General features: G+C 42.0%; 15 protein-coding genes. 8 read left to right on the forward strand and 7 right to left on the reverse strand.

Annotated elements, in window-relative coordinates:
• Positions 1–29 precede the first annotated feature (29 nt).
• The 3 genes from ABT310_RS03865 to ABT310_RS03875 are packed head-to-tail and all read right to left on the reverse strand — an operon-like array spanning position 30 to position 2,119.
• The gene (locus ABT310_RS03865; RefSeq protein ID WP_375325431.1) at positions 30–878 is read right to left on the reverse strand and encodes a glucosaminidase domain-containing protein; all 849 of its coding nucleotides are present in this window, start codon (positions 876–878) and stop codon (positions 30–32) included.
• A complete protein-coding gene (locus tag ABT310_RS03870) occupies positions 875–1,780 on the reverse strand; it encodes a 1-aminocyclopropane-1-carboxylate deaminase/D-cysteine desulfhydrase (protein WP_375325432.1) in 906 nt (301 codons plus the stop codon). The genes ABT310_RS03865 and ABT310_RS03870 overlap by 4 nt, the downstream gene beginning before the upstream one ends.
• A 9-nt stretch (positions 1,781–1,789) precedes the next feature.
• Positions 1,790–2,119, reverse strand: coding sequence for a hypothetical protein (locus ABT310_RS03875; RefSeq protein ID WP_375325433.1), 330 nt, complete (start codon positions 2,117–2,119; stop codon positions 1,790–1,792).
• 173 nt (positions 2,120–2,292) lie between these two features.
• On the opposite strand from ABT310_RS03875, the gene ABT310_RS03880 reads away from it, so the two are divergent.
• The 3 genes from ABT310_RS03880 to ABT310_RS03890 all read left to right on the forward strand — a co-directional run bounded on the left by ABT310_RS03880 (position 2,293) and on the right by ABT310_RS03890 (position 4,943).
• Positions 2,293–2,454, forward strand: coding sequence for a DUF5522 domain-containing protein (locus ABT310_RS03880; protein ID WP_375325434.1), 162 nt, complete (start codon positions 2,293–2,295; stop codon positions 2,452–2,454).
• A 67-nt stretch (positions 2,455–2,521) separates the two neighbouring features.
• Positions 2,522–3,091: a DUF4136 domain-containing protein gene (locus tag ABT310_RS03885; RefSeq protein WP_375325435.1), complete on the forward strand. Its 570-nt coding sequence runs from the start codon at positions 2,522–2,524 to the stop codon at positions 3,089–3,091.
• Positions 3,092–3,191: 100 nt separating this feature from the next.
• On the forward strand, positions 3,192–4,943 hold the full coding sequence (locus ABT310_RS03890) for an aromatic amino acid hydroxylase (protein ID WP_375325436.1): 1,752 nt from the start codon (positions 3,192–3,194) through the stop codon (positions 4,941–4,943).
• Here ABT310_RS03890 and ABT310_RS03895 read toward each other — a convergent pair.
• From ABT310_RS03895 to alaS, 4 genes are all read right to left on the reverse strand, one after another.
• Positions 4,940–6,622, reverse strand: a complete 1,683-nt coding sequence (locus ABT310_RS03895) for a hypothetical protein (protein ID WP_375325437.1) — start codon at positions 6,620–6,622, stop codon at positions 4,940–4,942. The genes ABT310_RS03890 and ABT310_RS03895 overlap by 4 nt on opposite strands.
• 54 nt (positions 6,623–6,676) lie before the next feature.
• Positions 6,677–7,291, reverse strand: a complete 615-nt coding sequence (locus ABT310_RS03900; protein ID WP_375325438.1) for a DUF4230 domain-containing protein — start codon at positions 7,289–7,291, stop codon at positions 6,677–6,679.
• Complete coding sequence (locus ABT310_RS03905) at positions 7,292–8,239, reverse strand: GSCFA domain-containing protein (protein ID WP_375325439.1); 948 nt, start codon at positions 8,237–8,239, stop codon at positions 7,292–7,294.
• 132 nt (positions 8,240–8,371) lie between these two features.
• Entirely contained in the window at positions 8,372–10,984 is a 2,613-nt protein-coding gene (gene alaS, locus ABT310_RS03910) for an alanine--tRNA ligase (protein WP_375325440.1), read from the reverse strand.
• A gap of 103 nt (positions 10,985–11,087) precedes the next feature.
• On the opposite strand from alaS, the gene ABT310_RS03915 reads away from it, so the two are divergent.
• The 5 genes from ABT310_RS03915 to ABT310_RS03935 are packed head-to-tail and all read left to right on the forward strand — an operon-like array spanning position 11,088 to position 14,225.
• Entirely contained in the window at positions 11,088–12,065 is a 978-nt protein-coding gene (locus ABT310_RS03915) for a M23 family metallopeptidase (RefSeq protein ID WP_375325441.1), read from the forward strand.
• Positions 12,065–12,394, forward strand: coding sequence for a MerR family transcriptional regulator (locus ABT310_RS03920; RefSeq protein WP_375325442.1), 330 nt, complete (start codon positions 12,065–12,067; stop codon positions 12,392–12,394). Before ABT310_RS03915 ends, ABT310_RS03920 begins: the two co-directional genes overlap by 1 nt.
• Positions 12,395–12,412: 18 nt before the next feature.
• Positions 12,413–13,012: a LemA family protein gene (locus ABT310_RS03925; RefSeq protein ID WP_375325443.1), complete on the forward strand. Its 600-nt coding sequence runs from the start codon at positions 12,413–12,415 to the stop codon at positions 13,010–13,012.
• 6 nt (positions 13,013–13,018) lie between these two features.
• Positions 13,019–13,456 carry a TPM domain-containing protein gene (locus ABT310_RS03930; protein ID WP_375326146.1) on the forward strand — a complete coding sequence of 146 codons (438 nt, stop codon included), beginning with the start codon at positions 13,019–13,021 and terminating at the stop codon, positions 13,454–13,456.
• Positions 13,437–14,225, forward strand: coding sequence for a TPM domain-containing protein (locus ABT310_RS03935; RefSeq protein WP_375325444.1), 789 nt, complete (start codon positions 13,437–13,439; stop codon positions 14,223–14,225). The genes ABT310_RS03930 and ABT310_RS03935 overlap by 20 nt, the downstream gene beginning before the upstream one ends.

A 14,225-nucleotide genomic window follows, 5' to 3' on the forward strand; every position in this document is an offset into this window, starting at 1 on the left:
CTAATAATCTGATGTCTGCAAAACTACTTTTACCTACGAATCTGAAGCACTTGCCCAATGGAAATAATATTATCCTGCAAATTGTTCATCTGCTTGATCTCCTCCACAGGAACATCGTACTTTCGGGAAATGCCATATAAGGTTTCGCCTTTGGAGACGGTATGGGTGGTCGTATGTTGCCTTGGCGGGTCTACTTGGGCAATTTCTCTAGGAGAAGTACGCACCACTTCTCGGTCGTAACGGTCCAAGTTGTACCTCTCAATCAAGGAAATCAACTTTTGTGGATATTGTCGGTCGGTAGCATAGCCTGCTTGTCTGAGTCCGTGTGCCCATTTTTTGTAATCGTCTTTTCGATAATCAAACAGAAAAGCATAGCGTGAACGGGTGGTCAAAAATAAACTGTGATCACGGAATGAGTACATGGGATGGTTGTATTTTCGAAAACATTCCCCTTTGGCATCATCATCGTGAAAATCAAACTCACCTTCCCAACCTTTATGGCATTTAATACCAAAATGGTTATTGGTCTTTAAGGTCAACTCCCCACGACCCGAGCCACTCTCCAAAATGCCCTGCGCCAGGGTGATACTGGCAGGGATTCCAAAGGCACGCATTTCGTATTGCGCAATTTCAGCAAAGGTCTCGATATATTCTTGGGTATCGGAAATGGGAAAACGTTCAAAACGCCCTGAATCTTCGGGCAAGGGATACAATCCATCTTCACCCACTGTGGGCATTTGGTTTTTGTGCTTTTTAACGGTCCTTCCATTGTCAACCACAACTGGAGCACCTTTTCTTTGGGTGGTTCTTCTTTTTTTGGCGCCACAACTGGAAAGCAGAAGGGCCACTAGCAACAGATATCCTATTCGCTTGATCATACGTTCAATAAGGGTAAATTCTTCTTTTTCAACACAAGGTTCATGCCTTTTACGCCTTGCAATCCACCTGTATGGATGGCCAAAATATTGGTTCCAGGGGCAAAAACACCCTGATTTACAAGGTCAAAAATACCAAAAAGCATCTTTCCTGTGTAAATGGGGTCCAATGGGATGTTGGTTGCTTCCTTAAACTGATTGATGAAAGCCACCAGGTGTTCGTCCACCTTGGCGTAACCCCCAAAATGATAGTCGGTTACCAATCGCCAATTCTCATTTTGAACAAAGCTACGAATATCTTCTTTTAAAAAATCACCCTTTAAAGCAGAGAAACCCAATACGGATTGATGCTGTTTTGCCGCATTGATGAGTCCCGCAATAGTGCCACCCGTGCCCACCGCGCTGCAAATCACATCAAATTGCGCATCGGCATCAGTCAAGATTTCTTCACAACCTTTTACGGCAAGAGCATTGGTTCCGCCTTCGGGCAACAGGTAAAAATTCCCAAATCTTCCTTTTAATTCCTTTTGAAATGCAAGCTCATCTTTCTGACGGTAATCACTTCGAGAAACAAAATAAAATTCCATACCATGCTCATGGGCCAGTTGTAAAGTAGGATTGTCTTGCCAATTGTTCTCCAGTTCCTCACCTCGAATAACGCCGATAGTTTTCATTCCTTGCTCCTGTCCGGCATAGGCCGTTGCCGCAATATGGTTAGAAAAGGCCCCACCAAAGGTGAGCAAGGTATGGTGACCTTGATTTTTGGCTTCAAGTAGGTTGTATTTTAGTTTTCGGTATTTGTTTCCTGAGATAAACGGATGAATGGTGTCTTCCCTTTTCAGGTACAGGGTAACGTCCTTTTCTTTCAAAAGAGGCATGTCGATATGCTGATTGGGAATGTTCAATCCTACAAGTTAACGGGTCAGGTATCGTAAAAAACCAAAGGTTTTACGCGTGCGAAGGTACTGCATATCCTTTTCATTGGCGTAGGCCTCCCGCTCAAAACTAATGTTCTGGTAGGCGCGGTAACTATCCAAATACAGCACGGTACGCAACAACCATTCGGCAACATAGAGTAGATAGAAGGGTAAGATCAAAAGCTCTTGTTGTTGTTTTAGATGAATGCGCTCGTGGTTGATGAGCACTTCATCCGTCTTTAAGGAATCTTCCTTTAGGAAAATGAAAGGCCAAAGGGAGAGCCCCACATAATTTTTATAGAAGAAATGTTTAAAGACTAAAATCATCTTAATACATCTTGGTCAGTGATAACAAATATAACAGCTAAAAACCCTCAATATTTGATGGTTGAAAAAATTCCATCAACATTTTCAGTGAATAACCTTGTTTTCAAAATCTTAAAACGTTGGTGGTTTCTTGCAGAAACCTTTAAATTTATATAGCCAACAGATTTGAGCGCATGAAAGAATACATTCCCTTGGAAGAGGGTGATTACTACTATACTGAAGAGGGATATCGGGTGTTTACCGAACAATATCTGCTAAAACGCGGATATTGTTGCGAAAGTGGTTGCAGGCATTGCCCTTATGGGTACAATCCAAAAACCAATAGCATGCTCTAAAATTCGCAGTGTTCGGCATAATATTTGTGAGTATTTAAGTCAATCTCAAGAATTTAAAAAAAGTACTATGAAAAATCTCTCTCGTTTGGCCCTGGTCATTTTTTCTTTGGGGCTGTTGGTTTCCTGTAGTTCCGTTCGAGTAGTTTCGGATTACGATAAAAAAGCTGATTTTAACAGTTATAAAACGTATGCGTTCTACAAAACTGGAATTGACAAAGCCCAAATTTCGGATTTGGACAAAAAACGTATTCTTCGTGCCATTGAAGCTGAATTAAGTTCCCGTGGCTTTGTAAAATCCGATGAACCTGATGTATTGATCAGCATTTTCACCAAAGAACGTGAACGTGTGGATGTCTACAACAACTACGGTTGGGGTTGGGGTGGATTTTACAATCCCTATGTTTGGGGTCCCGGTTGGGGCTGGGGCTGGGGTGGCAACAACGTAAGCACCAGTACCGAAGGTTCTTTATATATTGATGTGATCGATGCCAATAAGAAAGAATTGGTTTGGCAAGGTCGTGGCGTGGGCACTTTGAGCAGCACCAAGAGTGTGGAAAAGAAGGAGGCACGCATTAATGAATTTGTCTCTCAGATCTTGGAAGAATATCCACCTCAGATCATGGTAGCTTCCAATTAAAATACAGACCGCCCTCTAGGCGGTTTTTTATTGCCCTTAACTTTCGTTAAGAAAATAGCCTCTATCGTTTTCGTATCTTTAAAATCTAAACAAGCAACATATGAGTTACGAATCCAATCCTATTTTGGACAAATTGCCCAAGCACTTAAAGCAGTTTATTAAGCCGCAGAATTATGAAGATTACACGGCCATTGACCAAGCTGTTTGGCGGTATGTAATGCGCAAAAATGTGGACTATTTAAGTCGGGTGGCGCATAGTTCGTATGTGGATGGATTGAAAAAAACGGGCATTTCCATAGACCATATTCCCAACATGTACGGAATGAACCGTATTTTAAAGGAAATTGGCTGGGCTGCCGTTGCTGTGGATGGCTTTATTCCACCATCGGCATTTATGGAGTTCCAAGCTTATAATGTGTTGGTGATTGCTTCGGATATTCGCCAGCTTGAAAATATTGAATACACTCCAGCACCCGATATTATTCATGAAGGAGCTGGACATGCCCCTATTATTGCCAATCCAGAATATGCTGAATATTTAAGACGATTTGGAGAAATAGGCTGCAAAGCAATTTCCAGTGCCAAAGATTATGAATTGTATGATGCAGTGCGACATCTTTCCATTATAAAAGAAGCACATGGTACGCCGCAAGAAGAAATAGAAAAGGCCGAAAAACATATTGAGTACCTCCAAGAAAATATGGGTGAGCCCAGTGAAATGGCTCTAATTCGCAATCTACACTGGTGGACCGTGGAATATGGATTGATAGGTGAAGTGGACAACCCAAAAATCTATGGAGCGGGATTACTTTCCTCCATTGGTGAAAGTGCTTGGTGCATGACCGACCAAGTGAAGAAAATACCTTATTCCATTGAAGCGGCCCATACCGAATTTGATATCACCAAACCGCAACCTCAGCTTTTTGTGACCCCCGATTTTGCATTTTTGAGTCAGGTGTTGGAAGATTTTGCCAATACGATGGCTGTGCGCAAAGGGGGACTTTCTGGCATCAAAAAATTAATCAACTCCCAAGCTTTGGGCACGTTGGAAATGAGCACTGGTCTTCAAATTTCAGGCCAGTTCCAATATGTGATTGAGCACGAAGGCAAACCCATTTATATGCAAACCAAAGGGCCAACGGCACTCGCCTACCGAGAAAAGGAATTGGTCGGACATAGCACGGAATACCACTCGGAAGGTTTTGGTTCGCCCATTGGCAAGCTAAAGGGCATCAATATTGCCATTGAGGATATGGGACCCCGTGATCTAAAAGCCTATAAAATTTATGAAGGAGAACAAATTTCCTTGGAATTTGAAGGTGGGGTCAAAGTAGAGGGAACCATAGTAACGGGCACCCGAAACTTGATGGGAAAAATTATATTGATCACCTTTAAGGATTGTACTGTAACCCACGACGGGGAAACACTTTTCTTACCTGAGTGGGGATTGTACGATATGGCCGTAGGTCAAAATGTGGTTTCCGCCTATAACGGACCTGCCGACTTAAACAGTTTTGATTTGATCACGCATCAAATAACGGAAAGCACCATTAAACCCAAAAAGAGTGCCCAGCGCTTGCAATTGGAGCAATATTACCAACAAGTGCGTGATTTTAGGGAAGGCACAAACACCACAATTTCGCGAAACAAAGTATTTCAGGTACTTAAACAAGAGCACCCAGAAGATTGGTTATTGCCCGTGGAATTGTATGAATTGGCCAAACAGGGCAACGATCAGGAGTTTCAACAGGACATATTGGAGCATCTGGAAAACATCAAACAAAACAACCCCAAAGTGGGCCATTTAATTGATGACGGCATTGCCTTGGTCGATACCAGTTTAGTGAGTTAAAATCCGAGTTTTTGAATATTTTCTGGGGTCGGTTCCAATTGGGGCACCTCCGCTTTTGTCACTGGGCGGTAGGCGATTTTCAATTCTTCGCCATTTCTTCTTAGGCCCAATTCCACATCGTGGTCGATACTGCCTTGCCAAATGCTGCGTGAATACACCTCATCCCCTTTACGAACACCTGCTTGCCATGCTGCACTACCTTCCACTACACTTGTTATGGATTTTCGGTCTTCAGAAAATGTAAAGCCCAATTCATAAATATCGCTCATCGGGGAAAACTTCAATTCCAAATCAGAGAACAAACCAAACAAGTCCACTTTTTGGCCTTCTTCAATGTGTTTTTGAAAAAATGATTCAAAATTCCCTTCCCAATACTCGCTCAAAATGGTCATAAAATAATCATGGGTCAATTTTTGGCCTTTGGCGGTAGCATCGGTGTACAATTGGTGCATCACATCATCCAAACTTTTATTGTCGTTTGAGGTGTCTTGAATTTTTAGATCGAGATAAAATGCAAAGACCGCCCCTCTCCAATAGGGTAATTTGGAATAGTCGTAATTGGTCCAAAAATTCTCGTAATTGATTTCAGCATTTGGCGCTTCAACCACAGGCGAAGCATACAAATCGCGGATGGTTCTGTTGATTTCTTCAATAAAAAAAGCACCATCCAACCCATTGATCTTATTCTTGGCGATATTTTTAAACGTATAGTATTCGGTAAAACCCTCACTAAACCAATATTGCTCCTCTTCGTTATCATTTTGAATGGTATGGCCAATCCAATTGTGCATGAGTTCGTGATTGAACAAATACACCATCTGTCCTATTTCAGTAAAATCGTTGTTGGAAACCGAAGTCGCAAAGGAGTTCGTTAATCCTGTTCCCTGAAAACTGCTGCCCATTTCTAGGGGAAAGGGTTGCATGGTAACCGTAAAATAGCCTTGGGAGTGATCGCCCCAAAAATTACGTTGGTGGGTCAAAGTTTGATCCAGGACTTCAAAAACTTCTTCATCCTTAAAGGGCACCCATTCGCCACGAGTGGCCAAACTGATTTTATTTCCATTAACTTCTCCATAAAAAACCCTAAAATCTCCCCCAACAAAAATGGCGTTGCCGAACAATTCCTTATCCATATCCGCCAATAATTGTTCTCGTTCCCCGCTTCCAAAACTATTGTGAATGGTGTAATCTTCAGGGAAATCTATCCAACTTAGTCTGATGTCTAATTTATCATCGGTATTTTCGGGCACCATGAACATATTGTGCGAAAACAAGTGAAAATAATCTTTATTGATGATGGGTCGATACACCGCTCGTGAAGAAAGTTCGCCGTTAAAATCTTGTTGCAACACATATTTAACCTCTAAACGTTCCACATTTTTGGGATGCATCAGTACAATTCTTCCGCTGTCCAAATCCTTTTCAATGGCTCCTTCTACATTCAATAATTGAATGTTGCCCAAAGTCTGGTACAAATCGGTCTCACCCCAAGCCTCATTGGGAAAAGAAAGGTTGGTCACCCCACTGGTGTCGGCCGCAAACTCCATTTTTATATGAAGTTGGGTCAAACTATCCCGCGTTACGGAACGGATGGAATAGCTAACATCTGAGGCTGGTTTTTGTTGACAGGAAAATAATAAAGTGGCTAAAAGTGCTGTGAGAAGAACTCTTTTAAACATGATTCGTTGATTGATTGTATCTATAAGACGCATCAAAAACGAAAATGTGACAGATCAATCTAAAATTAAATCCAATTCCTCCATATTCTGGACAGGGGTATCTTCAAAAACCAAGGTCCAACCCATGGAGTGGGTCAACACCAGAATTCGGGAAAGCTCACTCACCAAACGGTTTTCGGCATTGGTTCGTAAACTGGAAGCCTCAACTTTTTTCATCAGCGAAGCTTTCACTGTTTTTTTGATGTTGTTGTAGTCCTTGGCGCTAAAAGGATTCAAATAATCCGCTGTGACATCGTAGTACTCAAAATCGGGATTAATTTTGATTTCAGGTTCGGGAATTTGAATGATCTTGATGGTTTTGGTGGCCTCGTTCACCTCATAATTGAGTTTGGATAGATCATAGGCAATGGTCGCTTCTGCATTCACCACCACCAAAGCTTTTTTATCCGCAGTCACCAAAGGCCCGAAGAGTTCCCTACTGTCTTTGTAATTGTATACTTCCACAAAGTGGCCTTCTGTCACGATCAATTTGGAAACATTCTTCAATTCCTGCTGGATCAACATGGAATTTTCTTCCAACACCGATTGTTGCTTGTTGTCATCTGCACAAGATCTATAGATCAATACCGAGGCTAAAGCAATAATGGCTCCTACGAGTACTTTCTTCATTTAGCTGAATTTCATGAAAGGATACTGCTGTTGAAGATACGTAATTTTGGTTTCCAACGCTGTTTTGAATTTTTTGTACGCTTCGGATTCAGGATTAAACGGTCTGTGTTGCAATCCTTTTTGAACGGCATCAACCTTATCCATAACGGAATAATCGGCTTCGGATATCCAAACCGATTTGAATCTCTCCCAAATGTAATCTATGGCTAAATCGTTCGGATGCACCATATCGTTGGCATAAAAACGGTAGTCCCGAAGCTCGTCCATCATTATTTCATACGATGGAAAATAGGACACATTGTGTCCTTTTATGATTTGATGAAGTGAAGCGACCAAATGTGCTTTGCTCTGTTGATTTTCTACAAACCCATCTTTTAAATGTCGAACGGGTGAAATCGTGAAAATGATTTGTGCTTTGGGGTTTACATTCAAAATAAGCCCAATTAAACGGGACAGACTTTCTTCAATTTCTTGAAAAGTCAAAAGTTTCTTAATGAATTGCTTTTGGGGTACTTTATGGCAATTGGCCACTATTTTTTCTGAAGCATGATGTTCGTATACCCATGCTGTTCCCAATGTAATGATGATATGGGAAGCCTTCTCCAAAGCTGCTTGCGTTGCCTTCAACCTTTGGTTGAGCAATTGCAACAAATCTTGAGGGTCATCGCTACGTAAATCGGAATGGGCATCAAAACAGCGCCAAATGCCTTCTTGTTCAAAAATCTCGTTTTGAAGATAGGGTTCATCTTGAACGGCTCGTTGCACCAAATTTTCAATGGCTAGGGGATGAAATACTATCCCAAAGGGATTTTGCTTTTGTTGGAATTTAAAGTACTCCAACTTGCCCCCCATATTTTCCACAAAACAAGACCCTAAAAGCACCACCTTACTTTGATAATCGATGGGATTATCGGCGGGTTGCAAAGGTATCTTGGTTTGAAGTTCCATATAATTGTAAAATTGCCAATTTTAGTCCTTCGACTTCGCTCAGGATAAACTTAAGTCGAGAACCCAAAAACCTATTTCATCCATCTAGATTACCCTTCGACTGCGCTCAGGGTGACCTCGCGATGCGATACACTATTTTATGTAGTCTTTCACTTTTTCCAGGGCTTCTGGAATACCTGCTGGGTTTTTACCTCCTGCAGTGGCAAAGAACGGTTGTCCTCCCCCACCACCTTGGATGTATTTACCTAATTCACGAACAATGGTTCCCGCATTCAAGGATTTAGCAGTAGCCAAATCTTTGGATATGTAGCAAGACAACAAGGCTTTTCCATCATTTTCGGCAGCCAATAGTAAAAATAAGTTGTCCATTTGACCCCCAATTTCGAAGGCTAAATCTTTGATGCCGCCAGCATCCAAATCCACCTTTTTGGCCAAGAATTTGGTACCGTTTATATCTTCCAATTCACCTATCAATTCGCTTTTAAGACCTTTGGCTTTGTCTTTTAACAATTGCTCCACTTGTTTTTTCAATGCATTGTTTTCTTCCTGTAAACTAGCCACCGCTTTTACAGGATCTTGGGAGGTATTCAACAAGTCCTTGATTTCATAAAGCATGCGGTTGTTTTTAAAGAAAAATTCCTTGGCAGCTTCTGAGGTGATTGCCTCAATCCTTCGGATTCCAGCTGCCACAGCACCTTCTGAAACAATTTTGAAGTGCCAGATATCCGCAGTGTTCTTTACATGGGTTCCTCCACAAAGCTCTATGGACTGCCCAAAACGGATAGTACGGACAGTATCTCCATATTTTTCACCGAACAGCGCCATAGCACCCTGTTCCATGGCCTCCTTAATGGGCACATTTCTTCCTTCTTGTAATGGCAATTGACCTTCTATTCGAGCATTCACAAAGTTTTCAACATCGCGCAATTCCTCCACAGTCAATTTGGAAAAATGGGAAAAGTCAAACCGTAAATACTTTGCTTGTACCGCCGATCCTTTTTGTTCCACATGTGGACCCAATATTTCGCGAAGAGCTTGATGCAATAGGTGCGTTGCGGTATGGTTACAGGCTGTATAGAACCGCTGCTCCCTATCTACAACTGCTTTGAAGGTTCCTGAAACATCGTTGGGAAGGTTCTCTACGAAATGTACAATCTCGTTGTTTTCTTTTTTGGTGTCAACGATGTAAATCACATCGCCATTGGGAGCTTCCAAGAAGCCTTTGTCGCCAACTTGTCCTCCACCCTCAGGGTAAAAGGGCGTTAAATTGAAAACAAATTGATATTGGTCCCCAACTTTTTTGCTTGATACTTTTCGATATTTTACCAATTTTACGTTGGCTTCCAAAGTATCATAGCCCACAAATTCTTGCTGAGAATCTTGTTGTAGTACCTTCCAATCATCTTTGGAGACTTCTGATGCTGCTCTAGAACGGTCTTTTTGTGCCTTCAAAGCTTTTTCAAAACCTTCCACATCCAGTTGATATCCTTTTTCTTCAAGAATTAAAGATGTAAGGTCGATAGGAAAACCAAAAGTATCGTAAAGTTCAAAGGCCTTTTCACCATCAATTGTTTTGCTCTTTGATGATTTGATCACGGAATCCAATAGGACCAAGCCCTGTTCCAAGGTGCTCAAAAAAGAGTTTTCCTCTTCCTTGATCACATTTTCGATGAGTTGGTATTGTTTTTTCAACTCAGGAAATGCTCCGCCCATTTGCTCGCCCAACACTTTTACCAATCTGTAAATGAAAGGTTGATTCATCCCTAAAAAAGTGAAACCATAACGAATGGCACGACGTAAAATTCTACGGATTACGTATCCTGCACCGGTGTTGCTGGGCAACTGTCCGTCGGCAATGGAGAATGCTACAGCACGAACGTGATCGGAAATTACTCGGATGGCAATATCGGTCTCCTCGTTTTTTCCATATTTTTTTCCTGTAATGGTCTCCACCTCACGAATTAAGGGGGTAAATACATCGGTATCGTAGTTGGATTGCACCTTTTGCAATACCATACACAAACGTTCAAAGCCCATACCCGTGTCGATATGTTTTTCGGGAAGTGGTTCCAAACTTCCATTCGCTTTGCGATTGTATTGCATAAAAACCAGGTTCCAGATTTCCACCACTTGTGGATGGTCTTGGTTCACCAAAGAGGCACCAGATACTTTTTTCTTTTCTTCTGCGGAACGGATATCCACATGTATTTCTGAACAGGGACCACAGGGACCTTGATCGCCCATTTCCCAAAAATTGTCCTTTTTGTTCCCCATAATGATGCGGTCTTCGGGAACAATGGCTTTCCAAAGATCAAATGCTTCTTGGTCCAAAGCCAATCCATCGTCCTTGCTGCCTTCAAAAACGGAAACATAAAGACTGTCCTTATCTATTTTATAAACTTCGGTAAGCAACTCCCAAGCCCAGGCAATGGCTTCTTTTTTAAAGTAATCGCCAATACTCCAGTTACCCAGCATTTCAAACATGGTGTGGTGGTAGGTATCTTTTCCCACTTCTTCCAAATCGTTGTGCTTTCCACTTACACGAAGACATTTTTGGGTGTCGGTAATTCGTTTATCTTTTGCAACGGAATTCCCCAAGAAAAACTCCTTGAACTGGTTCATCCCTGCGTTGGTGAACATCAGGGTGGGGTCGTCCTTCATCACCATGGGTGCAGAGGGCACTATTTTGTGGTTCTTTTCTTTGAAAAAGTTTAAAAACTGCTTTCTAACTTCTTGGGATGTCATTGAATTCCTAGGGTTTTCTTAAATTTAACACATTAAACAAAACAATTTTTATATTTGCTTGTTTTGTTAAAATGAGTGAGCAAAAATAGGATAAAATCCCTTCATGTCTAAAGTAAAGTACTATTACGACCCGGATACGCTTTCCTACCGAAAGATTGAACCGAAGAAATCCAAAAAATACAGGAATGTTTTCCTGTTCTTGGCAGGTTCTGCTCTTTTTGGAACTTTAGGCTTAATTATTTTGTTGAACACTCGCTGGGTAAACACCCCAAAAGAACTATCCCTTGAAAGAGAGGTCCGGAACTACGAGCTTCAGTTTGAAATTATGAACCGAAAGCTGGACCAGATGGAGCAGGTTTTGGCAAACATTGAAGATCGCGACAATAATATTTACCGTTTATATTTTGAGGCCAACCCTATTCCCGAAGAGCAGCGAAGAGCTGGATTTGGTGGGGTAAACCGATACAAGTCTTTGGAGGGCTTCAACAATTCCGAAATTATCATCAACGCCACACAGCGTTTGGACATTATCCAAAAACAAATGGTGATCCAATCCAAATCGTTGGATGAAATTGCCAAATTGGCCGAGGAAAAAGAAAAGTTATTGGCTTCCATACCAGCTATTCAACCGGTTAGCAACGAAGACCTTACGCGAATGGCCTCTGGTTATGGATGGCGTTCCGACCCATTTACCAAAGCAAGAAAAATGCACTGGGGCATGGACTTTACAGCGCCACGAGGCTCACCGATATATGCTACCGGTGACGGTAAAGTGGTTCGAGCCGACAACCGTTCCTCTGGTTACGGTAAACACGTACGCATCGATCATGGCTATGGTTATATTTCCCTTTATGGACATATGAGCAAATACAATGTAACGGTGGGTCAAAAAGTACGAAGAGGCGATTTGATTGGTTTCGTTGGAAGCACAGGTCGTTCACAGGCACCCCATGTACACTACGAGGTATTTAAAGATGGAGAGCGCATTAACCCCATCAACTTCTATTACGGAAGTTTGACAACGGAAGAATTTGAGAATATGCTCAGATTGGCCAATCAAGAGAACCAATCCCTCGATTAATGCACGTAGACCTACCCGAAAAACGATATTATGGCATTGGCGAAGTGGCCAATGCATTTGGGGTGAACACCTCACTGATTCGCTTTTGGGAAAAAGAGTTTGATGTACTCCAACCTAAGAAAAATGCCAAGGGCAACCGAAAATTCACACCTCAGGATATCCAAAACCTGCAATTGATCTATCATTTGGTCAAGGAACGTGGTTTTACCTTGGAAGGGGCAAAAATCCACTTAAAGGAGGAAAAACAAAAAGCATTGTCCACCTTTGAGGTCATTCAAAAGTTACAAAAAGTGAAAGCGGAACTTTTGAAAATTAAAGAACAACTATAAACACTAAAACCATATAAAATGAAAAAAGGCATCATAGCCATCATCGTCATCATAGTGTTGGCGGTAATTGTGGGTGGATGGTACATTAGAACCAACAATAATCTGGTGGACATGAAAGGACAGGCCACCAAGCAGTGGGCCAACGTAGAGAGTTCTTATCAACGTAGAAGCGACCTCATCGGAAACTTGGTAAAAACGGTACAAGGTGCAGCCGATTTTGAAAGAGAAACCCTTTCTGATGTGATCGAGGCCCGAGCAAAAGCCACTTCCACTACCATTGACGCCAATAACTTAACAGCCGAACAGTTAGCAGAATTCCAACAAGCACAGTCTGGGTTATCCTCTGCACTTTCAAGATTATTGGTGACCGTGGAACGATATCCCGAGTTAAAGGCCAACCAAAACTTTTTGGAGCTACAATCCCAATTGGAAGGCACAGAAAACAGAATCAATGTGGAACGAAACCGATTTAATGATTTGGCGGGGGAATACAACATCAAAATAAAACAGATTCCAACCAATATCGTGGCCAGTTTGGCCAATTTTGATGAATTGGCTCTTTTCAACTCCAACCCTGGAGCAGAAAATGCCCCAGATGTGAATTTCGAATTCAATTAGATGATGATGTCCCACGTAGAGGAATTTTTAACTGCCGAGGAAGAGAAGGAAATTATCAATGCCATTGTTGAGGCCGAAAAAAACACCTCCGGTGAAATTAGGGTGCATATCGAGGCCTCTGCGAAAATAGACCATTTTAGTAGGGCGCAACAAATTTTCCATTTCCTAAAAATGGACAACACCAAAGAAGGTAATGGAGTACTCATTTACGTGGCCGTGGACGACCATAAATTTGTAATCTACGGAGATGCTGGCATTGACCGTGTTGTGCCCAAAGGGTTTTGGGACACTACCAAAGACGTTATGCAATCCCATTTTAAGAAAGGACACTTTAAACAAGGGATTGTTGAAGGCATTCAAACCGCCGGAAAAGAATTGGAAGCCCATTTTCCATGGGACCACAACGACACCAACGAATTGAACAATGCCATTTCCAAAGGTTAGTTTTTTACTCGCATTTTTATGTGTTTCCCTTAGCTGGGGGCAGTTTACCATACCCGATAAACCGACCAAACAAACTAGTGTTTATGATTATGTGGACTTGCTTACCAGTGCACAAAGTCGGGCGCTGGAACAAAAACTTATACGCTATTCCGACAGTACATCCACCCAGATTGTGGTGACCATTATCAGTTCTACCCAAGGTGAAAATATCAATTTTTTAGGAGCACAATGGGGTCAAAAATGGGGTATTGGACAAGACAATAAAGACAATGGTGTCCTTGTGCTTTTGGCAAGGGACGATAGAAGAATTGCCATTAACACAGGTTACGGCGTAGAAGGTTCTTTAACTGATTTGATGTCCAAACGAATTATTGAATCGGTCATTATCCCAGAATTTAAACGTGGGGATTATTATGGAGGATTGGATGCCGGTGCCGATGCCATTTTTAAGGTTTTGAACGGAGAATTTACTGAAGAGCGCACCTTTGGTGATGGAAAAGGCTTTCCTTTTGAGGCAATTTTCCCTTTTATAGTTTTTGTGGTGATCATGATTATTTTGTGGAGCCGCAAAAACAAGGGTGGTCGTGGTGGTCGTGGCGGCCGTAGAGGTGGCGGACTCGATATTTGGGACATGATCATCTTGAGCAATATGGGCCGCAGCTCTGGTTCTTCGGGTGGATTCGGCGGTGGAAGTTTCGGTGGTGGAGGCTTTAGTGGTGGCTTCGGTGGAGGCGGTTTTGGAGGCGGTGGTGCTTCTGGGGGTTGGTAA

It is taken from the genome of Flagellimonas cixiensis, from assembly GCF_042134615.1.
In the GTDB taxonomy this organism is placed as follows: Bacteria; Bacteroidota; Bacteroidia; order Flavobacteriales; family Flavobacteriaceae; genus Flagellimonas; species Flagellimonas cixiensis.

What these genes read in the sequence shown, in the direction of transcription:
- ABT310_RS03865 (WP_375325431.1), bottom strand. Translation starts at nt 878, where the DNA reads ATGATCAAGCGAATAGGATATCTGTTGCTAGTGGCCCTTCTGCTTTCC.
- ABT310_RS03875 (WP_375325433.1), bottom strand. Translation starts at nt 2,119, where the DNA reads ATGATTTTAGTCTTTAAACATTTCTTCTATAAAAATTATGTGGGGCTC.
- ABT310_RS03880 (WP_375325434.1), top strand. Translation starts at nt 2,293, where the DNA reads ATGAAAGAATACATTCCCTTGGAAGAGGGTGATTACTACTATACTGAA.
- ABT310_RS03885 (WP_375325435.1), top strand. Translation starts at nt 2,522, where the DNA reads ATGAAAAATCTCTCTCGTTTGGCCCTGGTCATTTTTTCTTTGGGGCTG.
- ABT310_RS03890 (WP_375325436.1), top strand. Translation starts at nt 3,192, where the DNA reads ATGAGTTACGAATCCAATCCTATTTTGGACAAATTGCCCAAGCACTTA.
- ABT310_RS03895 (WP_375325437.1), bottom strand. Translation starts at nt 6,622, where the DNA reads ATGTTTAAAAGAGTTCTTCTCACAGCACTTTTAGCCACTTTATTATTT.
- ABT310_RS03900 (WP_375325438.1), bottom strand. Translation starts at nt 7,291, where the DNA reads ATGAAGAAAGTACTCGTAGGAGCCATTATTGCTTTAGCCTCGGTATTG.
- ABT310_RS03905 (WP_375325439.1), bottom strand. Translation starts at nt 8,239, where the DNA reads ATGGAACTTCAAACCAAGATACCTTTGCAACCCGCCGATAATCCCATC.
- alaS (WP_375325440.1), bottom strand. Translation starts at nt 10,984, where the DNA reads ATGACATCCCAAGAAGTTAGAAAGCAGTTTTTAAACTTTTTCAAAGAA.
- ABT310_RS03915 (WP_375325441.1), top strand. Translation starts at nt 11,088, where the DNA reads ATGTCTAAAGTAAAGTACTATTACGACCCGGATACGCTTTCCTACCGA.
- ABT310_RS03920 (WP_375325442.1), top strand. Translation starts at nt 12,065, where the DNA reads ATGCACGTAGACCTACCCGAAAAACGATATTATGGCATTGGCGAAGTG.
- ABT310_RS03925 (WP_375325443.1), top strand. Translation starts at nt 12,413, where the DNA reads ATGAAAAAAGGCATCATAGCCATCATCGTCATCATAGTGTTGGCGGTA.
- ABT310_RS03930 (WP_375326146.1), top strand. Translation starts at nt 13,019, where the DNA reads ATGTCCCACGTAGAGGAATTTTTAACTGCCGAGGAAGAGAAGGAAATT.
- ABT310_RS03935 (WP_375325444.1), top strand. Translation starts at nt 13,437, where the DNA reads ATGCCATTTCCAAAGGTTAGTTTTTTACTCGCATTTTTATGTGTTTCC.